Origin of the sequence: Sphingomonas sp., assembly GCF_019635515.1 — a bacterium.
In the GTDB taxonomy this organism is placed as follows: domain Bacteria; phylum Pseudomonadota; class Alphaproteobacteria; order Sphingomonadales; family Sphingomonadaceae; genus Sphingomonas.
This window is the reverse complement of the sequence record NZ_JAHBZI010000001.1, coordinates 136,871-160,978: the sequence shown is the minus strand read 5'-3', so window position 1 is coordinate 160,978 and position 24,108 is coordinate 136,871. Positions and strand designations below refer to the sequence as shown.

Genomic DNA, 24,108 nt, shown 5'->3' with positions numbered 1-24,108 from the left:
CGTCCCCCTGTCCGTCGCGGCTGCCCGCGACCTCGCGCGCTCCCTGGGCGGGAGCGGATTCCACGCGCTCAGATCCCCCGAACCGCCGGCCGCCCGCGCTTGCGCAGCATCAGCTCGCTCAGCGCCCATACCAACGCATCCGCGCGGTCAGGCGAGCGCCCCGGCCCTTCATAGCCGCCGCCCGCCTGCAGCCCGCGAAGCTCATCCTCCAGCGCCGGAAACGCGCCCGCGTGCCACACCTTGCCGCTCTCATAGAGCGCCGAGACCGGCTCGGCCCGCGCGCTCTTGCCGCGGCTGGCATGGACCAGCCGCACCGGCAGCACCGCGTCGGCCGCGCGCAGCACGCTTTCGACCATTGAACCGCCCTGGTTCTTTTCGGCGATCACGCGGTCCGCGCCCCGGCGCGCCGCGCACGCCGCCACCGCCCGCGCCCAGCCCTCGGGCGCCTGTCCCGACACGCTGGCATCCTCCAGGACATAGCCACGGCCGTCCGCGCCCAGCCCGACCGCGACGATCCCGCAGGCGTCGCCGCCCACGCCCGCCGGCGGATCGACGCCCACCACCACCCGCACCAGCGCCGGCGCGGTCCGCACCCGCCGCGCCTCGATCAGCGCACGTGACCACAGCGCGCCCGCGACTTCCTCGATCAGCTCGCCTTCCAGTTCCTGCCGGCCTTTCAGCGTACCGCCATATTCCTCCACCATCGCGGCGACGAAGCTCGCCGGCAGATGCGGATTGTCGCGCGTCCGCCCGGTCGTCTCGATCATGCTCGGCAGCGCCCGGATGCGATGGATCAGCCGCGTCGATCGCGGCGTCGTCGTCACCACGATGCGCGGCCGCTCGCCGCGCCGCATCGTCATCACCAGATTGTCCCACGTCGCATCGGCGTTGCGCCATTTGCCGAGCTCGTCGCACCACGCCGCCTCATGCTCGGGGCCGCGCAGCCGCTCGGGCGCCTCCGCCGAATAGACGCTGGCGATCGTGCCATTGGGCCAGTGCAGTTCGCGCGACGCCCGGTGCCATACCGGGCGCTCATCGGCGCGCGCCACGTCCACCAGCCCGCTCGGCCCCTCGATCATCACCTGGCGGACATCGTCGGCATTGGCGCCGACCAGAGCGATACGCGCGCCGGCGATGCTGCGTGCCACCTCACACACCCATTCCGCGCCTGCCCGCGTCTTGCCAAATCCGCGCCCGGCGCGGATCAGCCATACCCGCCAGTCGCCCGGCGGCATCCGCTGGCCGCCATGCGCCCATGCCCGCCACCGCGCCGCGAACTCGCGCCGTTGCGGGGCTGACATCGCCCGCACCGCTTCGAGCCGCTCGTCCTCGGGCAAGGCCAGCAATTGGTCGATCAGCGCATCGGCCTGCGCCTGCGCGCCGCTCATGGCTGCTCGGCCTGCGCACGCGCGCGCCGCGCCGCGATCGCCGCCAGCTTTTTCATCAGTACCGCGTCGGTTTCCTCCGGCGCTGCGAACTGCCGCTTGGGTCCGCCGCGCGTCGGCTTGCCCTCGGCATTGCGGTGCATGCTCAGCAGTCGCAACGCCAGATCGACGCGCACCGGGCCCGAGCGCGGTTCCGCGCCACAGTTGAGAACATCGCTATCGTCGCCCGACAGCGCATGACCGACCAGCAACGTCTCGAGCATCTCATAGCCGAGGGCCAGCGCCTCGCCCCAGGCATCGGCGAACTTGGGCTCGCGCCGCCGCAGCGCATAGACCGATACCGGATCGACGCCGATAAATTCGGCCGAGGCTTTGACGTTGCAGGTCGCGGCGAGGTGATCGAGAAAGCGCTCGCGCATCTTCGCGGTCCAGCGCACCCATTTGCGCCCCTCGAAAGCGCTATAGCCGTCGGCGATCACCGCCCGATGCGTCCCCATCCGATCCCTCCCAACGCAAAAGGGGCCGATGCCCGCCCGCATCGACCCCTCCCCCCAAACCGCCGCGATCGCATGAAAAAGGGCCGGAAGCGTTTCCGCCCGGCCCCGACTCGCAATTCTGCAGCGTGCCTATCTAGTGCCAGATAAGCGTGACGATGTCAAGTAAAAAGTGCTTATTTGGTTAGTTGTGGTGTAGGGGTGCCAGTTGCTGCGCGATCCGGGGCTGGGTCACCGTGGCCCCGGGGACGGCTTACCGGATCGGCGGGGACGCGGCGTTGTTCGAAGAGATTTGGGCGAGCGCCGCGTCCCACGCCGCGGTCTCGTCGCCGCGCCGCCGCGTCACTTCCAGCCCGCTGCCGTCGGCGCCGATCGTGCCGTCCCATTCGAACGTCGCATTGCCGGTGATCGTCACTTCGGCGCCGTCCGCGGGCGAAGCGGCGCTGCCACGCACCAGCCCGCCCTTGTTGAACACGATCACCTCGCGCCCCCAAGCCACCCGTCCGGTCAGCCCCGCCGCGAACACCGCGGCCGCCATCGCGCTCCCGCACGCATTGGTCAGCCCCACTCCCCGCTCATACGTTCTCACGAACAGGTCGGATCCATGCATCTCGACGAACGAGACATTGGCGCGCTCGGGTAACAGCGGCGGCGCCGCCTCGCACCACGCGCCAAGCGCGACCAGCTCGGCCTCGTTCACTGCCTCGACAAACGCGATCAGATGCGGATTGGGCATCGAAACGGCGGTGAAGTCGCGCGTGCTCGGCAGTCCGCTCAGTGGCCCGGTCGCCGCGATCCCCAGCGACGCCCGCGCCGAAGTCCGCACGCTGACCACCCCCGGGGCGATCGCCTCGGCCCGCGCCACTTCGGCGCTCGAGGTCTGCAACCTCACCCGCGCCGCATCGATCCCCAGCGCCTCGAACCCCGCCCGAGCCACGCACCGCAGCCCGTTCAGACAAGTCTCCGCCTCCGACCCATCCGAATTAAACATCCGCATCCCAAAAGCATGCTCATCATCTCCTTCCGTCAGCAGGAGAATGCCATCCCCGCCAACCGGTCCGGTACGATCGGAAAACACCCGCGCGAGCACCGCCCACTCCGTATCGCTCAGATCGAGCGCACGCGCGTCGATCAGCGGGAAATCATTCCCCGATCCATGGCATTTGGTGAAGGCGATCCGCTGCATCGCCGAAGCGCCTAGCTCTTCTTGTCGCCATTTCCAACGCGCGGCGCGGTATCGTCCGGCAGCGCCGGCCCGCCCATCGCCGCCACCACCGCCTGATCCTTGGCGAGTATTCCCGCGAAGCTCGGCCGGGCAAGGATCGCCGCCGCCCAGGCGGTCAGGCGCGGATATTTGTCCGGGCAGCTCGCCACGCCGATGCAGCCGAGTGTCGCGATCGGGCTGGCCACGGCGATATCGGCCAGCGTGATGCGGTCCTCGATCAGGAAGCCGCTATCGGGAATCGCACTTTCCAGATAGTCGAAGACCGGCGGCAACAGGTCGCGCTCGGCGGCGTCGGCGGCATCGTGATCGGCGTCCATCTTGAGCACCCTCGGCTTGACGAAACGGTTGCCGAAGATCGCGCCGCCCGCCGCCATCATCAGCGTGTCGGCGAATTCTTCGAACCAGATCGCCCGGGCGCGGTTGCGGGGGTCGAGCGGAATCAGGTTGGGCTCGGGGAACTGCGCCTCGAGATAGGTGATGATCGCGGTCGAGTCCGAGATCAGGAAGTCGTCATGTTTGAAGCCTGGCATCTTGCGAAACGGGCTCGCCGCTTCGAAATCGGGCCCGCCGCGCCCCATTCCTGCCGCCTGCAACTCCAGCTCCAGCCCCTTCTCGGCACCGAACGCCATCACCTTGCGCACGTACGGCGACAAGGTCGATCCGAAGACAATCACTTGGCCTCTCCCCTTTAGAACCCCGCGCGACATCCACGCGCGGCTGTGCAACAAGCGGCACGATGGGATGGACACTCCTTCTCGCGCTCGGCGTCGCCGCGGCCTTTGCGGTCGTTCTGCGGCGCCTGAACTTTCTGGAGCAAGAGCTGCGGAGAGTCGAATCGCTGCTTGCCCGGCTCGATCGGCGCGAGGGTGAACCAACTTCGGTCCGCAAAATGGCGGCGGCGGTGTCGATCGCCGCGCCGCCGCCGGTAGCGCTCGCTCCACCCGAACCGCCACCCGCGCCGCCCGCGCCCGCCCAGCCCCGCTTCAGCCTCGAAAGCCTGATCGGCGGACGGCTGCCGATCTGGATCGGCGGCGCGGCGCTGGTGCTCGCCGGATTCTTCCTCGTCCGCTATTCGATCGACTCCGGGCTGATCGGGCCCGGCGCGCGTACCGCGCTCGCCGCGCTGTTCGCGCTCGCGCTGATCGCCGCCAGCGAAACCGCGCGCCGCCTGCCGGCCACCGCCAGCGATCCGCGCGTCGCCCAGGCACTTGCCGGCGCCGGCATCGCCAGCCTCTACGCCACGCTCTACCTCGCCGCCGCGCTCTACCATCTGATTGCCCCGCTCCCGGCATTTTTCGCGGTGCTCGCGGTCACGGCGATCGCGCTCGGCCTGTCGCTGCGCCACGGGCCGCCGACCGCGGTGATGGCGCTTCTCGGCGGGTTCATGGCCCCGCTCGTCGCCGGCTTCGACGCCGCCGGGGTCGGCCCGCTGCTGGTCTATCTCGCTTTGCTCGTCGCCGCCTTGTTCGGCCTCGCCGTGCATCGCGGCTGGGGCTGGCTCGCGCTCGCCGCGAGCGCCGCCGGGTTCGGCTGGGTCAATTTCCTCATCTTCGCGCGCACCGGCAATATCGGCGATCTCTCGGCGGTCGGCGCGTTCACGATGGCGCTAGCCGCCGGCTCCAGCGCGGCGCTGCCCGCCACCGGGCTCCGCAATCCCTGGTTGCGCCTCGCGCCGCTGCTCGCCGGCTTCGTCCAGATCATTGCCCTCGCCCCCGCGCTCGATTTCGACCCGTTGGCATGGTGTTTCTATCTCGTCCTTTCCGCCGCCGCGTTGTTCCTCGCCTGGCGCGATCCGGTCTATCTGCCCGCCGCCCCTGCCTCGGCGGCGCTGCTGCTCCTGCTCGAAGCGCTGGCGCTGCTCCAGCCCGAAACCGCCGCCACCCCGATCGCGGCGATCTTCGCCACCGCGATCTTCGCGATCCCCGGACATTTCCTCGCCGCGCGCGGACGCGGCTGGGCGGCAGTCGCGCTGCTCGGCACGGCCGGGTCGCTCCTCATCACCCACGCCGCCGCGCCCTTCCTGCTCGCCGACTGGACCTGGGGCCTGCTCGAACTCGCCGCCGCCACAGCCACTGCCAGCCTCGCCTGGCGCCTGCGCGCTGGCGGAGACGTCGCCCAGTTGACCGCCGCGACCGCGCTAACCGGCTTCCTCGCCGCTTTGGGCATGGCGCAATTCGCGCCGTTCGAGTGGCTGGCGATCCCGCTGGTGCTGATGATGGCCGCGCTTGCGGCTTGGGCCCGTCACGTCCGCGCCGGGCCACTGTTCGAATTACCAGCCTATCCCTTCATAGCCGCCCTGGTCGCCGCCGGCTGGCCGCTGGCGCAACTGGCCAATCTCGTCCTGTCGTCGCTCTCCGGCGAGCGGCTCCCCTATAATCTCCTCCCCGATCTCGCCGACCTGATGCGGCTGCTGGCGCTGCCGACGATCCTCGCTCTCGTCCTGCTCGCCGATCCGCGCCAGTACCACCGCGTCCGCCGCTTCATCGGCGCAGTCGCGGCGACTGTCGGCGTCCTCCTGCTCTACGCCCTCGCCAAGCAGCCCCTTGCGATCGCCACCCCCGAGCGTTTCCTCTCGCTTGGCTTCATCGAGCGCGCACTCCTCACCCAGGCCTGCCTCGCCACCGGCTGGCTGCTGCTCACGCGCACCCGCCTGCACGCCCTCGGCAAGGCGCTCCTCATCCTCGGCCTCGCCCGCCTGGCGTGGTTCGATCTGTTGCTGCTCAACCCCGCAATCGAGCCGCAATCGGTCGGCGCGATCCCCTTGCTCAACGCCGCGACGATCCACGCCGCGCTCGCCGCCTTCTGGCTATGGACGCTGCCATCCAGTCGCGCGACGCGCGTCGGCGCTGCCGCCCTCACCCTCGTCGCGGTCGTCGCCACGATCCGCCAGCTCGCGCATGGCAACCTCCTCACTGGCCCGATCGGCACCGTCGAGAATACCGGCTATTCGGCAGCCCTGCTCAGCGTGTCGCTGTTCTGGCTATGGCGTGGCATCGCCGCTGCCCGGCACGATCTCCGCGTCGCCGGGCTCGCCTTGCTGACCGTTGTCACCTTCAAGGTGTTCCTGATCGACGCCTCCGCATTGGATGGCGTGCTGCGCATCCTCTCGTTCCTCGGACTCGGCCTTGCCCTGATTGGCATCGGCTGGGCGTATAATCGCTTCCTCGGCAAGAACGCCGCCACCTAGCCCTCACATCGCAGGAATAGCCATGCTCCGCCATGCTGCCGCCCTTTCCGTCCTGCTCGTCGCCGCCCCGGCCGCCTTCGCCCAGGCCAGCGACGAGATTATCCGCGAAACCGCCGGCAAGCATCAGCTCGTGCCGACCGACGGCAAGCCCGTGTGCACGGTCGCGCTCACCCCAGTTCGGATCGCGCCCGACACCTACCGCGCCACGCCGCGCGCATGCCCCGGCATCCCCGCGCTCGCCAGGGTCACGTCCTGGCGACTGCTCGACGGCACGACACTGCTCGATGCCAGGGGCAACACGGTGATGCACTTCGTCGAGGATGAGACCGCGCTTCCCAGCTATCCTGATCTCCAGCGCCCGCTTTTCTATCTCGTTCCCGAAATGCCCGGCTTCACCCATCTTCCCCGGCATGACGAATGGGCCGGCGCCTGGAAGCTCAAACGCCAGGGCAAGCCGATCTGCACGATCACGCTCAGCACCACCCGCAACGGCACCGGTGACGACACCCGCAAACTCTCCGCCGCGTCCTGCTCCAGGCAGAGCCCGGCATCGCGCCTGCGCGGTTGGGAGCTTGATGGCATGCAACTGATGCTGTGGGGGCCGAACGACCAGCAGATCGCACTGGAATATGCCTCGCCGGGCCGCTGGACCGGAGGCGGCTGGACGCTGTCGAAATAGCGTCAGAAGATCCCCAGAAACTTCTTCCGCTGCTGCTGCCTCTCCGCGCCCGACTGCTTGCCGCTTTCGGACTTGGCGGTGGTTCCCCGGCCGACATCGTCGCGCGGCTTGCCCTTTTCGGTGCGCTGCGCCCGTGCCGAGGCACCGGCCAGCACCGGGCCGCAATCGGCCGCCTTGGCATCACCGACATCGACGAACGCGATGATCGCCGCCAGCGGGCTCGCCACCACGCCCAGCCCCAGCCCGGCACCGGCGCGCGCGATCAGCTCAGGCGAGAGCACCGAAATCCCCGGCGCCGCGAAATAGCCGTTGATGCCGACCGGCGACTGGGCGGAGAACAAGCTGAACTTCTTGCCATCGGCGCGGAAGGCGAGGTCGATCGATTCGTTCTTGAAGCTGAACCCGCCGCGCCCAAGCATCACATTCTTCTCGGTATCGATCAGGATCGGATCGGCGGCGGCGATGCCGTTTCGCACGGTGAAGCCGATCAGTCCGCAATTGATCTGCACCGGCTCCTTCAGCTTCTTCTCGAACATCTTCTGCACGAACACACCCAGGTCGAGCTCGCTCAATTGCACATTGCGTGTCCAGAACGCGCCCTTGGGCAAGATCACCGCGATCCGTCCGTTCGAGCTCGCCAGCGAATCGCGCACGCTGTTGCCGCTGCCGGTCATCTGGATGCGCGCCTTGAGCGTGCCGGTCGTCCCCGATTCCTCGACCCCAAAGCCAGCGAGCAACACCCCCATCGGCGTCGGCGACAGGCGGATGTCATATTCGGTGAAGACCGGCTGGCGCCGCGCGTTGATGCTGATCTCGGACGAGACCGTGCCGCGCGCGAGGCTGAAGTTGAGCGGATCGAGCGTGAGCAGCCGGTCGTCGAGCGTCAGCCCGAGCTTGATGTTCGAAACCGGCAGGTTCTCGGCGCGGACGTTGCGCACCGTCCAGTTGACCTTGGCGTCGAAATTCCGGAGCGCCTCCACGCGCAGCGGCGCATCGGGCAGAATGCGGGGTGTGCCGCCGACCCGCTGGACCAGCGCACTCTTGCCCGCCACCGACTGGCTGGGGCTGTAGCCGATGAACGGCCCGGCATCGACGATGTCGAGCGTCCGCGTCGCCAGATCGGCGGTCAGCATAAGCCGCGGCTGGGTCATCGCCACGGTCATCCGTCCGGCAAGATCGCTGGCGCCGAAGCGGCCCGTGAGATCCGTGAAACGCCATTCGATTTCCTGCTTGGTCAGCGCCGAGGTCAGCCGGTAGCCGCGCGTATCGGGCACCGCGACGCCAAGCAGCGCAAACACGTCCGCGAGATTCTGTCCGCGCATGTCCATGCGCAGATCGGCGCCTTCGATCTCGGTCGCGCCCGGCAGCGTGCCAGACACGTCGATCTGGGTACGCACGCCCTCGGCATGCAGCTTCAACTTGTTCTGCCCGCCAGCCACCGTCGCGTTTGGCGTCAGCAGCGCCCCGTTCATCGTGAAGCGGGTGCCGCGCACCGTGCCATTGCCGTCGAAATTGATCGCGTTGGCGAATTGGGTGTCCTTGGCCTCGACCGTCTGCACGCGGATGCCCGCCTCGATCTGCATCCGCGGATCGACATAGCGGATCATCGTCCCCTGGACGATCGCGCGGCGGATCACCGGCAGGTCGAGCGGTTCGCCTTTCTCTTCGCTGAAGGTCCAGGTGTTGCGCTTGCCGTCCTTGTCCCATTGCAGATCGGCATGGCCGTCGATCAGACCCAGCCAGTTGATCCGCCGGTTGCCGGTGATCAGGCTCCAGGTCGAGATTCGCGAATCGATCCGCCTGGCCTCGAAGAAATTGCCGTGCCCCGCCCATTCGGGGTTGGAGATGCTGAAGCCCTCGGCGACGAACTTGACGTTGAACGGGTTGAGATAGAGCTGGAAATCGCCCGCGACCTTGACCTGCCGGTGTGTCTGCGCCGCGACGATCCGCTCGAACGGCCCCTTCAGGAACCGCCCCTTGGTGACGAACAATATCGTCCAGGCGAGCACGATCAGCCCGAGAATCGTGGTGATAGCGGCGATCGTGGAGGCCAGCGGCGTGCCGAGCGCGCGCGAAGGCTTGGGGCGTACGATTTCCTCGGCCATCGGCCTTTAAAGCGCTTACCGCCCAAGGGGTTCCCCGACTCAGGTTGCATCGCAGCGCGAGTCTCGCTATGCGCCCCGCTTTCCTCGAGCACTTCAGGAACACGCCCGGCCATCAAGGGCTGCCGCGGCTGTTCGCACGCTTGAGATCATAAGGAGACCAAAATGCCCAAGCTCAAGACCAAGAGCGGCGTCAAGAAGCGCTTCAAGCTCACCGCCACCGGCAAGGTGAAGCACGGAGTCGCCGGCAAGCGCCACCGCCTGATTTCGCACAATGCGAAGTATATCCGCCAGAATCGCGGCACCTCCGTGCTCGCCGATGCCGATACCGCCCGGGTTCTCGCCTGGGCGCCGTACGGCCTGAAGTAAGGGAGGGCCTGACACATGGCACGAGTTAAGCGCGGTACGACCACCAAGGCCAAGCATAAGAGAATCTTAGAGCAGGCTAAGGGCTATTATGGCCGCCGCAACAACACGATCCGCATCGCCCGCCAGGCCGTCGAAAAGGCCGGACAGTACGCCTATCGCGATCGCAAGGTTAAGAAGCGCACCTTCCGTGGGCTTTGGATCCAGCGCATCAACGCCGGCGTCCGCGCCGAGGGTCTGACCTATTCGCAGTTCATGCACGGGCTGAAGCTCGCCGGCATCGAGCTCGACCGGAAGGTCCTGGCCGACATCGCGATGCACGAAGGTGAAGCGTTTACCGCCATCATCGCGCAGGCGAAGGCGGCTCTGCCCCAGGCCGCCTGAGGCGACCTGTAGCGACCGAGAAACGGGGCGCCGGTGGCAACACCGGCGCCCTTTTTCTTTGCCTCCTCCCCCGCTAGAGCCCCTTCCAAGTTCGCCAGAGGATTTCATGACCGACCTAGACCAGCTTCGGACCGACCTGCTCGGCTCCATCCAGGCCGCAACCGGCCTCGACGCCATCGAAGCGTTGCGCGTCCATGCGCTCGGCAAGCAGGGCGCGGTCACTGGCCTGCTCAAGACCCTGGGGGGCATGTCGCCCGAGGAGCGCCAGGAAACCGGCCCGCGCATCCATGCCCTGCGCGAAGCGGTCACCGAAGCACTCTCGGCGCGCAAATTCTCGCTTGAGCGTCTCGCCATGGACGCCCGCCTCGCGTCCGAAACCCTTGACATGACGCTCCCGGTCGATGCGATCGCCCCTGGCTCGGTTCACCCGGTCAGCCAGGTGATGGACGAGCTGGCCGAGATCTTCGCCGACTTGGGCTTCGCCGTCGCCACCGGCCCCGAGATCGAGGACGACTGGCATAATTTCACCGCCCTCAACATCCCCGAGACGCATCCCGCCCGGGCGATGCACGACACCTTCTATCTCGCCGGGGAGCACGAAACCCCGATGGTGCTGCGCACCCACACTTCGCCGGTGCAGATCCGCGCGATGAAGGCCGCGGGCGGCAACCAGCCGGTCCGCATCATCGCCCCGGGCCGCACCTATCGCTCGGATTCGGACGCCACCCACACCCCGATGTTCCATCAGGTCGAAGGTCTGGTGATCGACAAGGGGATTACCCTCGGCCATCTCAAATGGACGCTGGAGACCTTCCTCAAGGCGTTCTTCGAGCGCGACGATATCGTGCTGCGCCTGCGCCCCAGCTATTTCCCCTTCACCGAGCCCAGCGCGGAGGTCGATGTCGGCTTCTCGGTGGTCAACGGCAAGCGCGTCATCGGCGGCTCGGAAGGCTGGATGGAAGTCCTTGGCAGCGGCATGGTCCACCGCAAGGTGATCGAGGCCGGCGGCTATGATCCGAACGAATGGCAGGGCTTCGCCTTCGGCTGCGGCATCGATCGCCTTGCCATGCTCAAATACGGCATGGACGATCTGCGCGCCTTCTTCGACGGCGATATGCGCTGGCTCAGGCATTACGGCTTCTCGGCACTCGATGTGCCCACGCTGAGCGGGGGAGTCGGCGCATGAAGTTCACCCTGAGCTGGCTCAAGGAGCATCTCGACACCGATGCCACCCTCGACGCGATCGTCGAGGCGCTGACCCGCATCGGCCTCGAAGTCGAAGGCGTGGAAAACCCCGGCGAGAAGCTTGCCGGCTTCCGCGTCGCCAAGGTCCTCACCGCCGAACGCCACCCCCAGGCCGACAAATTGCAGGTGCTGACCGTCGATACCGGCGAAGGCGCGCCGCTCACCGTCGTCTGCGGTGCACCCAACGCCCGCGCCGGACTCGTCGGCGTGCTCGGCCTCCCCGGCGCGGTGGTTCCGGCAAACGGCATGGAACTGAAGGTCGCCGCCGTGCGCGGCGTCGAATCCAACGGCATGATGTGCTCGACCCGCGAGCTCGAACTCGGCGAGGACCATGAAGGCATCATCGAGCTTCCCGCCGATGCGCCCATCGGCACGCCCTTCCCCGATTATGCCGGCCTCAACGATCCGGTGGTCGATGTCTCGATCACCCCGAACCGCCAGGATTGCATGGGCGTCCGCGGCATCGCCCGCGATCTGGCGGCGGCAGGTCTCGGCACGCTCAAACCGCTCGACACCCGCCGGGTCGCCACCAGCGGCCCCGGCCCCGACGTCCGCATCGAGGACCGCGCAGGCTGCCCGGCCTATTACGGCCAGACCGTCTCGGGCGTCACCAATGGCGAAGCGCCCGAATGGATGCGCAAGCGCCTCGCCGCGATCGGGCAGAAGCCGATCTCGGCGCTGGTCGATATCACCAATTACGTGATGTTCGATCTCGGCCGCCCGCTCCACGTCTATGACCGCGCCAGGCTCAAGGGCGGCCTCGTTGCCCGCAAGGCAAAGGACGGCGAACAGGCCCTCGCCCTCAACGGCAAGACCTACACGCTGACCTCGAGCATGACCGTCATCGCCGACGATGCAGGCGCACACGATATCGGCGGCATCATGGGCGGCGAGCATTCGGGCTGCTCGGACGCCACCACCGATGTCCTGATCGAATGCGCCTATTTCGATCCCGAGCATATCGCCCGCACCGGCCAGAAGCTGATGCTGACCAGCGACGCCCGTACCCGCTTCGAGCGCGGCGTCGATCCGGCGTTCCTCGACGATGGTATCGCCATCGCCGCACGGCTTGTGACGGAAATCTGCGGTGGTACCGCCAGCGAGGTCACGCGCGCCGGCACCCCGCCCGTGCCGGACAAAATCATCGCCTACGATCCGACACTCGCCGAAACCCTCGGCGGCCTCGCCGTGCCCGAGGCCGAGCAACGGATCATTCTCGAAAACCTCGGCTTCGTGCTGGACGGCTGGAACGTCACCGTCCCCAGCTGGCGCCGCGATGTCGATGGCGCGCCCGATCTGGTCGAGGAAGTCATCCGCATCCACGGCATCGACAATGTCCCTTCCACGCCGCTGCCGCGCATCCCCGGCGTCGCCCGCCCGACCGCGACGCCCGAGCAGAAGCTCGAGCGCAAGCTCCGCCGCACCGCCGCCGCGCGCGGCCTGCACGAAGCCGTCACCTGGAGCTTCATCTCGGAAAGCCAAGCCACCCCGTTCGGCGGCGGCGCCTGGTCGCTGGCCAATCCGATCAGCGAAGACATGAAGGTCATGCGGCCCTCATTGCTCCCCGGCCTCCTCGCCGCGGCGGAACGCAACCTCAAGCGCGGTGCCTCCAGCGTCCGCGTCTTCGAACTCGGCCGGCGCTATCTCGCCGACAAGGAGCGCCTGACGCTCGGTGTGATCCTCGCCGGCTCGCGCACCCCGCGCGGCTGGCAAGCCGGCAAGGCTCGGAACTTCGGCGCGTTCGACGCCAAGGCCGAAGCACTGGCACTGCTCGAAGCCGCCGGCGCCCCCATCGCCAACCTGCAAGTCATGGGCGAAGCGGGTGAAGTCTATCACCCCGGCCAGTCGGCCACGCTGCGCCTCGGCCCCAAGACGATCCTCGCCGCCTTCGGCATGGTCCACCCCGGCGTCCTCAAGGCGTTCGACCTCGACGGTGATGTCGCCGCGGTCGAGCTCTATCTCGACGCGCTTCCCGCGAAGAAGGGCACCGCCGGTTTCATGCGCGTGCCCTATACGCCGCCGGCATTGCAGGCGGTAACCCGCGACTTCGCCTTCCTCGTCCCAAATGCGCTCGCAGCCGGCGATCTCGTCCGTGCCGTCAAGGGCGCCGACAAGACGGTTATCACCGACGCCCGCCTGTTCGATGTCTTCGCCGGACAGGGCGTGCCCGAAGGCCAGAAATCGCTCGGCCTGGAGGTAACGCTCCAGCCCGGCGACAGGAGCTTCACCGACGAGGAACTCAAGGCGCTCGCCGACAAGATCGTGGCGGCGGCGGCTAAATTGGGCGCAACCCTTCGCGGCTAACGCAAACCGTCACCCCGGCCTTGTGCCGGGGTCCACCGGTCGGCAAGGAAATGCGCGAAGAGGCTCGAGTCCAAAGCTCGCGGCTTAGCGGATCCCGGACCCGGTCCGGGATGATAGACTTGGAGGGTACCCCATGGCCAGCGCACTCATCACCGGCGCCACCTCCGGGATCGGCGAAGCCGCCGCGCGCGCGTTCGTCGCGGCTGGGTGGCACGTCATCGGCACCGGCCGCCGTGCCGATCGCCTCGCCGCGCTGTCGGCGGAACTGGGCGAGCGTTTCCACGCCGCCGAATTCGACGTGCGCGACGAAGCCGCCCGCGACGCCGCGCTCGGCGCCTTGCCCGCCGCATTCCGCGACATCGACCTGCTCATCAACAATGCCGGCCTCGCGCTCGGCATGGAGCCCGCGCACAAGGCCAAATTGTCCAACTGGACGACGATGATCGACACCAACATCACCGCCCTGGTCTCGATCACCCACAAGCTGCTGCCGATGCTCGTCGAACGCAAGGGTGCGATCATCAATCTGTCGTCCGTCGCCGCGACCTATCCCTATCCCGGCGGCAACGTCTACGCCGCGTCCAAGGCGTTCGTCCGCCAGTTCAGCCTCGATCTGCGCGCCGATCTCCACGGCACCGGCGTCCGCGTCACTTCGATCGAACCCGGCATGGCCGAGACCGAATTCACGCTGGTCCGCACCGGCAGCCAGGAAACTTCCGACAAGCTCTATGGCGGCGTCGATCCGATGACCGGGGATGATATCGCCGAAACCTTGCTGTGGGTCGCGACGCTGCCGCCACACCTCAACATCAATGCGATCGAGCTGATGCCGGTCAACCAGAGCTGGCAGCCCTTCGCTGTCCACCGCGAAGTGTAGCCAGCTTCAGCATCCCCGGCGCAACAGGCGATAGCGCTTGTGGATCGTTAGACTCCGGAACAAGTTGGTGCTTATCCCGCTCGAACATATGCGGTTCCCCGGCGGAGGCCGGGGCCCAGTTGGGAGACCGATATTGGCGAACGCTGCGCTTCGTTACGGCCACCTTTCCACCTGGGCCCCGGCCTTCGCCGGGGAACCACAGGAGACACATGCTCGACTGGCATGAACACCAAACAAGTTCAGGGTGACGAGGGATGAAGATGATCGAAATCGCCAGCGACCACCTGACGGCCGCCATCAACCCGTTCGGCGCCGAGCTTTCCTCGCTCAAGGACATCGCTGGCCGCGAGCTGATGACCGACGCCGATCCCGCCTTCTGGACCGGCCGCGCGCCGTTGCTGTTCCCGATCGTCGGGCGATTGATGGATGACAAATACCAGCTCGATGGCCGGCAATATCCGCTCTCCCAACACGGCTTTGCCCGGCGCCAGCCCTTCGCCCTGATCGAGCAAGCCGCGAACCGCGCCGTCTTCCGCCTCGCCGACAATGACCAGACCCGCACGGTCTACCCCTTCGCTTTCACCCTCGACGCCGCCTTCACCCTGACCGGTGCCACATTGTCGATGGATGTGACGGTCACCAGTACCGGCGACCGCGACATGCCCGCCTCGTTCGGCTTCCACCCCGCTTTCGCCTGGCCGCTTCCCGGCGGAGGCACCAAGTCCGGTCACCGCATCGTCTTCACCGAGGACGAGGGCGATCTCTCCGCGATCACCCTCGGTGGCTGGATGGACGACAAGCCCTGGCCGAGCCCGCTCGACGGCCGCACGCTCCATCTCGCCGACGCGCTGTTCGAACGCGATGCGCTGGTGTGGAACCCGGTCAACAGCCGCGCCCTCCGCTATGAGGGCCAAGGCGTGGCGCTCGACATCGCGTTCCCCGGCACCCCCGCGCTCGGCATCTGGACCAAGCCCGGGGCGCGCTATGTATGTATCGAGCCGTGGCACGGCGTGGCCGATCCGCATGGCTTCACCGGCGAGATATGGGACAAGCCCGGCATCCTCCGCTTCGCACCAGGCGAAGCCCGCACCTTCAGCATGCAGGTGACGCTGGCCGATTGAGCCGCTAGAGGCGCGCCATGCCTTCCAACGACCCCATAAATTCTCGACGTACCTTCGCGATCATCTCGCACCCCGACGCCGGCAAGACCACGCTCACCGAAAAGCTGCTGCTGTTCGGTGGCGCGATCCATCTCGCGGGTGAGGTCAAGGCGCGCGGACAGGCCCGCCGCGCCCGTTCGGACTGGATGAAGATCGAGCAGCAGCGTGGCATCTCGGTAACCTCGTCGGTGATGACCTTCGAGCGCCCGAATGCCGACGGAGACATCACCACCTTCAACCTGCTCGACACGCCCGGCCACGAGGACTTCAGCGAAGACACCTATCGCACGCTCACCGCGGTCGATTCGGCGGTGATGGTGATCGACGTCGCCAAGGGCATCGAGAGTCAGACGCGCAAGCTCTTCGAAGTCTGCCGCCTGCGCAGCGTCCCGATCATCACCTTCGTCAACAAGGTCGATCGCGAAGGCCGCCAGATCTTCGAGACATTGGACGAGATCGCCGACCTGCTCGCGCTCGACGTGACGCCGATGACCTGGCCGGTCGGCATGGGCGGTGCGTTCGAAGGGATTTACGATCTGGTCAACCACCGGCTGCTGCTGCCCTCGGGCGACAGCCGCGAGTTTCAGGGCAAGGTGATCCAGACGACCGGCCTCGACGATCCCCGGCTCGACGAGATCCTCTCCGCCGAGGGCGTCGCCAAATTGCGTGAGGATCTCGAGCTCGCCGCGATCGGCTACCCTGAATTCGATGCCGAAGCCTATCGCAACGGCGATCTCACGCCCGTATATTTCGGCTCGGCGCTCAAGGAGTTCGGCGTCGATTCACTGATCGACGCCATCGCCCGCCACGCTCCGCCGCCGCACGCGCTGCCCGCCGAGCCGGCCCCGGTCGAACCGACGCGCGATGAAGTCACCGGTTTCGTGTTCAAGGTCCAGGCGAATATGGACCCCAACCACCGCGACCGCATCGCTTTCATGCGGCTGGTTTCAGGCACCTTCAGGCGCGGCATGAAGCTGACCCCGACGGGACACGGCAAGCCGATCGCGATCCATTCGCCGATCCTGTTCTTCGCCCGCGAACGCGAACTGGCCGACGAAGCCTATCCCGGCGACATCATCGGCATTCCCAATCACGGCGTGCTGCGCGTCGGCGATACGCTCAGCGAGAAGGCCGATGTCCGCTTCACCGGCCTTCCCAATTTCGCCCCCGAAATCCTCCGCCGCGTCGCGCTCAAGGATCCGACCAAGACCAAGCAGCTCCGCAAGGCTCTGGACGATATGGCCGAGGAGGGCGTGACCCAGGTCTTCTATCCCGAGATCGGCTCGAACTGGGTGATCGGCGTGGTCGGCCAGCTTCAGCTCGAAGTGCTGCTCAGCCGCCTCGACGCGGAGTATAAGGTTGCCGCGGGGCTGGAGATGGCGCCGTTCGAAACCGCGCGCTGGATATCCGCCGACGATCCCAAGGATCTCGCCGAATTCATGGCGTTGAACCGCGGCGCGATGGCCAGGGACCGCGACGGCAATCCCGTCTTCATGGCCAAGTCGGCGTGGGAAGTCGGCTATATCGCCGATCGCTATGCCAGGGTGAAATTCGCCGCGACCCGCGAGCGCTAGACTCGGAAACGGGCCGGGCGCCCTGTCAGGGGAAGCGCCCGGCCCGCCCATCGGCCCGTAAAATGCTGCCCTTCGGGAAGGCGGATCCGCAAGGCGGGGTCTCCTCGGCTACAGCCATATTTATAGCCAATCCGCCCGGGTCCGGCGCTTCCGGAAAAGCGCGGGTCGGTGAACTTGCCGAAGTATCGGACAGGTCAGATCATCCGGTTGAAGCGCGCGAATCCCAGCGTGTCGAACATTTCGAGCACGCTCACCGCCTTGCCCCCTTCGAAACGCCAGATATCGACCTTGGGAGTGTGCGCCTCGCGGCCGCTCGCCCGGTCGCGCCAGTGGCAGCTGCCGATCCACACCACCGTGTCGCCGCCGTCGATCACCTCCTCGGTCGGGTAATCGAGCATCGTCAGATTGAGCGCCAGCGATTCCAGATAGTCGCTGGCGAATTGCTTGCCCTTGCGCGCCTGCGCCAACGGATGCGGTTCGGAAGGATCGAGCGCGGTCGTCATCACGACATCGTCGGCGAGCATATCGACGAACAGGTCGGCGCTTTCGCCCTTGGTCTCCGCCCAGCGCGCATAAGCCTGGCGAATGCGTTCGGCATTGGTCGGCGCCGCCCCCATCGTCCCCTCCCGTCACATTGGGTGCACGATTGCGCAAATGCTGGAACCGGGCAAGTGACGGTGTTTCCGCTATTCCACCCATTCCTCGCTGAGCGGTTTGGCGGCGAGCCACATCAGCAGCGCCGCGATCAGATAACAGACCAGGCTGAACAGCATCGCATAGCGCAACGCCTCGCCGCCAAACCGCGGCGCCAGCGCATCGGCGAGCCCGCCCAGGACATAGATGCCGACGCCCAGGCCGATCAGATTGTTGATCAGCAGGAAGCTCGCCGAGGCGGTCGCGCGCATATGCGCGGGCACGAGGTGCTGCACCGCCGAGATCACCGGCCCCAGCCAGACATAGGCCAGCGCCTGCGGCACCACGAAGAACAGGAACGCGGCGGTCACCGTGCTCGACATCACGCCGCCCGCGAACAACGGCACCGCCAGCACGAAGGCGATCGCCGGAAGCCGCGCATAGGCGCCCCGGTCGCGCGCGCCGAGCCGGTCGCCGATGAACCCACCCGCCAGCACGCCGGCGATCCCGCCGAGCAGCAGGATCGCGCCATAGAAATTGCCGGTCTGCGCCGGATCGAGCCCGAAGCTCTCCTTCATCAGCGTCGGCAGCCAGAAGGCCAGCCCGTAGCCCAGCATCGAGCTCGCCGAGGCGCCGAACGCCAGCAGCCAGAAGCTCCGCTTGCGCGCCAGCATCCCGAACACCTCGCGCACCGGCGCGGCGCCACCCGAGCGATCCCGCGGCGCCTCGCGCACCACCAGCCGGAACAGCGGCGCGATCGCCACGCCGAGCACCCCGACGACGAGGAACGCCGTCCGCCAGTCGATCGACTTGGCGATATGCCCGCCCAGCATCACCCCCGCCGCCGAGCCGAGCGGGATGCCGAGGGAATAGATCGCCAGCGCCCGCGCCCGGCTGCCGGCCGGGAAATAATCGGCGATCACCGCATAGGAGGGCGCGACGCCCCCCGCCTCGCCAACGCCGACGCCCAATCGGCACAGGAACAGTTGCGCGAAGTTACCCGCCATCCCGCACAAGGCGGTGAAGCCGCTCCACAACGCCAGGCTGCCGGTGATCACCCAGGTCCGGCTGGTCCGGTCGGCGAGCAGCGACAAGGGGATCGCCAGCGTCGAATAGACCGAGGCGAAGGCGATGCCTCCCAGCAACCCCATCTGGCTCTTGGTCAGATGCAGCTCGGCCATGATCCCGGGCGCGAGGATGCTGAGGATCTGCCGGTCGACGAAGTTGAAGGTGTAGACGAGCAGCAGCATCGCCAGCACGACCCCGCGATAGGCGGGACTGGCGGGCGCGGGGGTTTCGGCGGAGGGATCAGAGCGCGTCATTGGCGACCTCATGAATCGGTTGCGGCCTGCAAGCCCTCCCCCTTGATGGGGGAGAGTTGGGGGGAGGGAGCTATCCGCGGACGATGTTGCCCGTGGATAGCGCACCCTCACCCTCCCACCGCTTCGCGGCGGGCCTCTCCCTCTCCCAGCAAGGGAGAGGGAAAGCAGAAAGAAAAGAGCCGGACGCCCCAATGAGACGCCCGGCTCCGGAGTTGTGGCTCGGGAAGAGCGCTTAGAACTTGATCGTCGCGGTGCCGAAGACCTGGCGCGGGTTGCCGTAATAGGCGGTCAGCACGCCTTCGGTGCCCAGCGTCGATACATAGGCGCCGGTGCCGGTCCGCAGGAAGTCGCCGGTGTCGGGGTTCTGCGCGAGGAAGTTGTAGCCGGCGACGATATACTTCTTGTTGCCGAGGTTGCGGCCATGGACGCCGAACGAAAGCATGTCGTTCACGTCCCACACCAGATTGGCGTCGAACAGCGTGTATGCCTTCTGGTCGAGCATCGGCGTGCGCAGCTCGAACTGCTGCGAGGCGCCGCGATACGATGCCGTACCGCTGATCGTCAGCGAACCCATGCCGATCGGCGTGGTGTAGCCGAGCGTGCCGCTCGCGGTCCAATCCGGGGTGTTCTGGATCTTGCGGCGGTTGGCGACATCGAGACCGCGCGAGTCGATGAAGTGCAGATATTTGGCATCCATATAGCCGACCGACCAGTTGAGGTTCAGCGCGCTGCCGTCCTCGCCCTTGACGATCGCGGCATTGCCCTCGAACTCGATGCCCTTGATCCGGGCCTTGCCGGCATTGGTGGTGATGCCGATGAAGGTCTGGACGCCGCCGACGGTGGTGCCGATCGAGCCCGGCACCTGCACATCGGTATAGTCAGACTGGAAGCCGGCCAGCGCGACGGTCAGGCGGCGATCGAACAGCGAGGCCTTGTAGCCGATTTCGTAGCTGGTGACGGTCTCGGGATCGAACGACATGAAGTCGTAGACCTGCTGGGCGTTACATACGCCGCCGCTGGTGGTGCGGCAGGCGCTGGTCTGGCCGCGCGGATCGAAGCCACCACCCTTGAAGCCCTTCGACCAGCTCGCATAGAGCGTGCTGCTGGCGTCGGGCTTGAAGCTGACCGAGGCGCGCGGGGTGAATTTGGCGAAATCGGCCTTGCCGGTGAAGTCCGAAGTCGTCGCGAACAGCGTGCCGGCGCCGCTGAAGAACGGCGAGCCGCCACCCAGATAGGTGCGGCGGATCACGCTCGAATCGCGGCGGTCCCAGGTGTAGCGGCCGCCGGCCGACACGCTGAACATGCCGAAATCATAGGTGAAGTCGCCGAATACCGCGACGGTATCGGTATCGACATTGCCATAGGTCAGCGCAGTCACGCCGCCGGGCAGGCGCACGTCGAACACGGTGCGCGCCGCGGCGTCGAGATAATAGACGCCGAGCAGACCCGAAAAGCCGCCGGTATCGATCAGCAGCTGCGCTTCCTGGCTGAACTGCTTGTTGTTGTAGAATGCCGGCACATCGACCTGCACCGCGTTCAGCGCGTCGAAGTCGATCGGCGTCGCGCTGTCGTCCTTGCGATAGCCGGTGATCGAGCGGAAGGTCAGCCAGTCGCTCGGCTTCAATTCGAAGAAGCCGTTGATGCCCCATGCCTTCACGTCCTGCGTCGGCGTGGTCAGGTTGCCGCGCGAATCGAAGACATTGGCGAGCACCAGGGTGCCGCTGGCGATGCCCGGGATCAGGCGGTGGCCGCCGCGCGTCGCGCTCTTGTCGTGCGTATAATCGCCCGAGACGCGGAAATAGGCGTCGCTCGACGGCTCGAATTCGAGCGTGGCGCGGCCCGCCCAGATGTCCTTGTTATAATTCTCGGCGCCGGTGGTGAGGTTCTTGCCGAAGCCGCCGCGCGACAGGCGGGCGAAGGCGCCGCCGACCTTGAAGCCGGTATCGCCGATCGGCGACGAGGCGCTGACGACGATGTCGGCCTGATTGTAGCTGCCATAGGCGCCGCGGATCTTGGCGGTCGGGTCGCTGCCGATGCGGCGGGTGACATATTTGACCGCACCGCCGATGGTGTTGCGGCCATAGAGCGTGCCCTGCGGCCCGCGCAGCACTTCGATGCGCTCGACGTCATAGATATCGAGCACCGCCGCCTGCGGACGGTTGAGATAGACGTCATCGAGATAGATGCCGACGCCGGCTTCGAAACCGGCAACCGGATCCTGCTGGCCAACGCCGCGGATAAAGGCCGATAGCGTCGAATTGGTGCCGCGCGACACTTCGAGGGTCACGTTGGGGGCGGACTGGGCGACATCGGTGATGTCGATCGCGCCCGATGCCTCAAGCTGGGCACCGCTGATCGCGGTCACCGCGATCGGCACATTGATCAGGCTTTCCGCGCGGCGGCGCGCGGTGACGATGATGCCGCCATCGTCGGCAATCGTGCCGTCTTCGGTTTCTGCGGTCTGCGCGGCGGCGGCGGTCGTGCTATCCTGCGCGAAGGCGGGCGTCGCGGCGATGCCCGCGAACGCGGCCCCGGCGAACAATGCGGTGCGGATGGATGAATTACGGCGTGACATCAGGTCTTCCTCCCCAAGTGGCGAACCCGTTCTCGAAGACGGGTTGTAAGCAATTGCCGTACGCTATACTGAAACCTGAACCGGGTTTCAACTTCGGATTGTTGGGGGGATTGTACGAATGGCGAGAGGGCGTGGCATGACGGCCACATCCCCCATGGATGGGGCCGCTGAATCAGCCAGTGCGGGCAAGGAACCGCGCACCGAGCGCGGCCGCCGCACGCTGCGCGCGATCCTCGACGCCGCTGCCGAAGAGTTTGGCGAAAAGGGTTTTCACGAAGGGTCGATCAGCGGGATCACCCGCCGCGCCGGCGTCGCGCTCGGCAGCTTCTACACCTATTTCGACTCGAAGGACGCGGTGTTCCGCGCGCTCGTCCGCGACATGAGCGAGCAGGTGAAGGAGCATGTCGGCCCGGCGATCCGCGCCGCGCAAGGGCAGATCGAGGCGGAACGCGCCGGCCTGCTTCACTTCATCCGCTTCGCCCGCAGCCACAAGGAAATCTACCGGATCATCGACGAAGCCGAGTTCGTCGATCCCGAGAGCTTCCGCATGCACTATGCCACCACCGCCGAGCGCATCCACGCCCGCCTCAAGGCGGCGGCCGAGCGCGGCGAGGTGCGCGGCGACATCTCCGAAATCCACGCCTGGGCGCTGATGGGGATGAACGTGTTCCTCGGGCTGCGCTACAGCGTCTGGGCCGACGACACCCAGCCCGAGGAGATCGCCGACACCATCGCCTCGATGCTGGCGAAGGGGATCGGGGCGTAACAACCCTCCCCCGGAGGGGGAGGTGGCAGTCGCAGGCTGGCGGAGGGGCTTGCCACGAGCGACACCCTTTTTTGCGAACCCCCTCCACCGCTTCGCGGTCCCCTCCCCTCCGGGGAGGATTTGCGCACCGCAGCCGCGCCGCATAGTCCCGGCCAATGCCCCCCGAACTCCGCCAAACCCTCACGCAGGTCGCCACCGCCATGATCCCCGCCCGCGATCCGTGGTGGATCATCGGCAGCGCCGCCGTCGCCCTCCACGGCGCCAGCCCGGTGGAAGTCCGCGACATCGATGTGCTGCTCGGCGTCGCCGACGCCCGCCGCATCCTCCCCGGCCTCGGCATAGCACTAACCCCCGGCACCCCCGACAGCCGCTTCCGTTCGGACTTTTACTGCCAGTGGAACGCGCCGCCCGTCCCGGTCGATTTCATGGCTGGCTTCCACGCATTTGGCGAGCTGCTGATCCCCGAGACGCGCGAGTCGGTCGGCGGTGTCTTCGTGCCGTCCCGCGAGGAACTGCTGACGATCCTCCGCCATTTCGGCCGCGCCAAGGATCTCGAACGCGCGCGTCTGCTCGAACTTGCAATGTAGGATTTCGGCTGCTTTGGCCAAGCCGGCCGGCTTTGCCGCCCGCTCTTTGAAATCGTAGTTCGGATCCAGCCAAATTCAGGCCACATGGTCAGTGCGACCATTGGGACCATTCGCGTCGCGAGGCCCATTCCTCGGCTTAGTTCAGCCCTTCTTGCCGAGCAGATCCTTGAGCCCGGCCAGCGCGCCCTTCGGCGCCGCCGCATCCTCTTCCTCGCTGACCACGCCCGCCGCCTTGAGCGCCGCCGCCGCGTTCGGACCGCGCGGAAACGGATCGAGCGACAGCAACAGCGTCTCCGCCGCCGCCTCGCCAAGATCGATCGCGCCGCCGGTGTAGAACACCGTGTCGCACTCGTCCTCGCTGAGTTCGATCTCGTCGGGCGCGGCGCTGTCCGGCTCGGGGAGGAAGCGAATCGCGAAATCCTCTTCGACGCGCACTGGCAGCGGCTCGCCGGTCACCGAGCAATTCTGGGTGACCGCGGCGGACAGATGCCCGTGTGCGACCACCCCGCTCGCATCGCGGCGAATCGCATAGTCCGCGGCCAGCGCATCGATCGCCGCCAGGCCGAAGCGCCTGGCCAGTGCCGCGCGTTCGTCCGCCCCGGCGCTGACCGAAACCTTGTTCTCGCCCGCGCCGATCTGGTCGAGCCGGTGCAGCCGTTCGAACTCGCTCATGCCGGCAGCTCTCCGCCAACGAAACTGGCGACCGGCGCCGCGGCGAATCGGTCGCGCAGCGCCAGCAGCTCGCGCTCGACATAGGCCAGCGCCGAATCGGCCGGCGCGTCACCGCGATAGAGGTTGCGGACCAGCGCCTCGCGGATCGATCCCGCGGCCAGCCCGTCGCGATAGGCACCCAGCCGCCCGCCGAGCATCCCCATCATCCGCCCGAGATGCTTGCCGACGACGATGTCGCCGATGCCGATCTCGCGAAGCTGGCCGTCCATGTCCTCGATGAAGCATTCGGCTAGCGCGGTGCTCTGCGGCACCCCCTCCGGGTCGCCCTCCAGTCGCAGCATCACCATCGCGAGCACCGCCGCGATCATGTCGAAGCGGCCGTCGATCGTGTCCGGCACCCCGCCTTCCTCATACCAATGCGGTTCGCGCCCGCGCGCGACAACCGCCGCGTATAGCTGCGGCGCGGTGCCACGGTCGGGCCTTGCGAAGAGACGTTGGAGCAATCGCATGTGCCGGTTCATTCCATCCTGATCGGGCTGCGACCTTGTTTGGCCGCATTTTGAAGCATATT

21 protein-coding genes are annotated in these 24,108 nt (G+C 67.1%); 11 read left to right on the top strand and 10 right to left on the bottom strand.

Annotated features, from left to right (window positions below):
• Window positions 1–68 precede the first annotated feature (68 nt).
• The 4 genes from KF730_RS00855 to KF730_RS00840 form a co-directional block, all read right to left on the bottom strand.
• The gene (locus KF730_RS00855) at window positions 69–1,388 is read right to left on the bottom strand and encodes a terminase family protein (protein ID WP_294091603.1); all 1,320 of its coding nucleotides are present in this window, start codon (window positions 1,386–1,388) and stop codon (window positions 69–71) included.
• Entirely contained in the window at window positions 1,385–1,882 is a 498-nt protein-coding gene (locus KF730_RS00850; protein WP_294091601.1) for a hypothetical protein, read from the bottom strand. The genes KF730_RS00855 and KF730_RS00850 overlap by 4 nt, the downstream gene beginning before the upstream one ends.
• Window positions 1,883–2,132: 250 nt before the next feature.
• Entirely contained in the window at window positions 2,133–3,065 is a 933-nt protein-coding gene (gene dapF / locus KF730_RS00845; protein WP_294091599.1) for a diaminopimelate epimerase, read from the bottom strand.
• An 11-nt stretch (window positions 3,066–3,076) separates the two neighbouring features.
• On the bottom strand, window positions 3,077–3,778 hold the full coding sequence (locus KF730_RS00840) for a glutathione S-transferase family protein (protein WP_294091597.1): 702 nt from the start codon (window positions 3,776–3,778) through the stop codon (window positions 3,077–3,079).
• A gap of 62 nt (window positions 3,779–3,840) precedes the next feature.
• Between KF730_RS00840 and KF730_RS00835 the strand changes: the two genes are divergently transcribed.
• On the top strand, window positions 3,841–6,291 hold the full coding sequence (locus tag KF730_RS00835) for a DUF2339 domain-containing protein (protein WP_294091595.1): 2,451 nt from the start codon (window positions 3,841–3,843) through the stop codon (window positions 6,289–6,291).
• A 22-nt stretch (window positions 6,292–6,313) separates the two neighbouring features.
• Entirely contained in the window at window positions 6,314–6,970 is a 657-nt protein-coding gene (locus KF730_RS00830) for an AprI/Inh family metalloprotease inhibitor (RefSeq protein WP_294091593.1), read from the top strand.
• 2 nt (window positions 6,971–6,972) lie between these two features.
• On the opposite strand, the gene KF730_RS00825 is transcribed toward KF730_RS00830, so the two are convergent.
• Window positions 6,973–9,075, bottom strand: a complete 2,103-nt coding sequence (locus KF730_RS00825; RefSeq protein WP_294091592.1) for an AsmA family protein — start codon at window positions 9,073–9,075, stop codon at window positions 6,973–6,975.
• 162 nt (window positions 9,076–9,237) lie between these two features.
• Here KF730_RS00825 and rpmI point away from each other — a divergent pair, with 162 nt between their 5' ends.
• From rpmI to KF730_RS00790, 7 genes are all read left to right on the top strand, one after another.
• On the top strand, window positions 9,238–9,441 hold the full coding sequence (gene rpmI, locus KF730_RS00820) for a 50S ribosomal protein L35 (RefSeq protein WP_029936735.1): 204 nt from the start codon (window positions 9,238–9,240) through the stop codon (window positions 9,439–9,441).
• A 15-nt stretch (window positions 9,442–9,456) separates the two neighbouring features.
• Window positions 9,457–9,822 (top strand): 50S ribosomal protein L20, encoded by a 366-nt coding sequence (rplT, locus tag KF730_RS00815; protein WP_294091587.1) that lies wholly within the window; start codon window positions 9,457–9,459, stop codon window positions 9,820–9,822.
• 106 nt (window positions 9,823–9,928) lie between these two features.
• On the top strand, window positions 9,929–11,008 hold the full coding sequence (pheS, locus tag KF730_RS00810; protein WP_294091586.1) for a phenylalanine--tRNA ligase subunit alpha: 1,080 nt from the start codon (window positions 9,929–9,931) through the stop codon (window positions 11,006–11,008).
• Complete coding sequence (pheT, locus tag KF730_RS00805) at window positions 11,005–13,371, top strand: phenylalanine--tRNA ligase subunit beta (RefSeq protein WP_294091585.1); 2,367 nt, start codon at window positions 11,005–11,007, stop codon at window positions 13,369–13,371. Before pheS ends, pheT begins: the two co-directional genes overlap by 4 nt.
• Before the next feature lie 133 nt (window positions 13,372–13,504).
• Complete coding sequence (locus KF730_RS00800) at window positions 13,505–14,248, top strand: SDR family NAD(P)-dependent oxidoreductase (protein ID WP_294091584.1); 744 nt, start codon at window positions 13,505–13,507, stop codon at window positions 14,246–14,248.
• A 260-nt stretch (window positions 14,249–14,508) separates the two neighbouring features.
• Complete coding sequence (locus tag KF730_RS00795; RefSeq protein WP_294095626.1) at window positions 14,509–15,369, top strand: aldose 1-epimerase family protein; 861 nt, start codon at window positions 14,509–14,511, stop codon at window positions 15,367–15,369.
• Window positions 15,370–15,386: 17 nt separating this feature from the next.
• Window positions 15,387–16,982 (top strand): peptide chain release factor 3, encoded by a 1,596-nt coding sequence (locus KF730_RS00790; RefSeq protein ID WP_294091583.1) that lies wholly within the window; start codon window positions 15,387–15,389, stop codon window positions 16,980–16,982.
• Between the two features lie 194 nt (window positions 16,983–17,176).
• Here the strand turns inward: KF730_RS00790 and KF730_RS00785 are convergent, their stop codons facing one another.
• From KF730_RS00785 to KF730_RS00775, 3 genes are all read right to left on the bottom strand, one after another.
• A complete protein-coding gene (locus KF730_RS00785; protein ID WP_294091582.1) occupies window positions 17,177–17,599 on the bottom strand; it encodes a nuclear transport factor 2 family protein in 423 nt (140 codons plus the stop codon).
• A gap of 69 nt (window positions 17,600–17,668) precedes the next feature.
• Window positions 17,669–18,937, bottom strand: coding sequence for an MFS transporter (locus KF730_RS00780; protein ID WP_294091581.1), 1,269 nt, complete (start codon window positions 18,935–18,937; stop codon window positions 17,669–17,671).
• Window positions 18,938–19,169: 232 nt separating this feature from the next.
• The gene (locus KF730_RS00775; RefSeq protein ID WP_294091580.1) at window positions 19,170–21,512 is read right to left on the bottom strand and encodes a TonB-dependent receptor; all 2,343 of its coding nucleotides are present in this window, start codon (window positions 21,510–21,512) and stop codon (window positions 19,170–19,172) included.
• A gap of 154 nt (window positions 21,513–21,666) precedes the next feature.
• Here KF730_RS00775 and KF730_RS00770 point away from each other — a divergent pair, with 154 nt between their 5' ends.
• On the top strand, window positions 21,667–22,278 hold the full coding sequence (locus KF730_RS00770) for a TetR/AcrR family transcriptional regulator (protein ID WP_294091579.1): 612 nt from the start codon (window positions 21,667–21,669) through the stop codon (window positions 22,276–22,278).
• Window positions 22,279–22,433: 155 nt separating this feature from the next.
• Window positions 22,434–22,865 carry a hypothetical protein gene (locus tag KF730_RS00765; RefSeq protein WP_294091578.1) on the top strand — a complete coding sequence of 144 codons (432 nt, stop codon included), beginning with the start codon at window positions 22,434–22,436 and terminating at the stop codon, window positions 22,863–22,865.
• 141 nt (window positions 22,866–23,006) lie between these two features.
• On the opposite strand, the gene KF730_RS00760 is transcribed toward KF730_RS00765, so the two are convergent.
• Together KF730_RS00760 and KF730_RS00755 are read right to left on the bottom strand one after the other, a co-directional pair.
• Window positions 23,007–23,537 (bottom strand): DUF177 domain-containing protein, encoded by a 531-nt coding sequence (locus KF730_RS00760; RefSeq protein WP_294091577.1) that lies wholly within the window; start codon window positions 23,535–23,537, stop codon window positions 23,007–23,009.
• Entirely contained in the window at window positions 23,534–24,046 is a 513-nt protein-coding gene (locus tag KF730_RS00755; RefSeq protein WP_294091575.1) for a ubiquinol-cytochrome C chaperone family protein, read from the bottom strand. The genes KF730_RS00760 and KF730_RS00755 overlap by 4 nt, the downstream gene beginning before the upstream one ends.
• Window positions 24,047–24,108 lie beyond the last annotated feature (62 nt).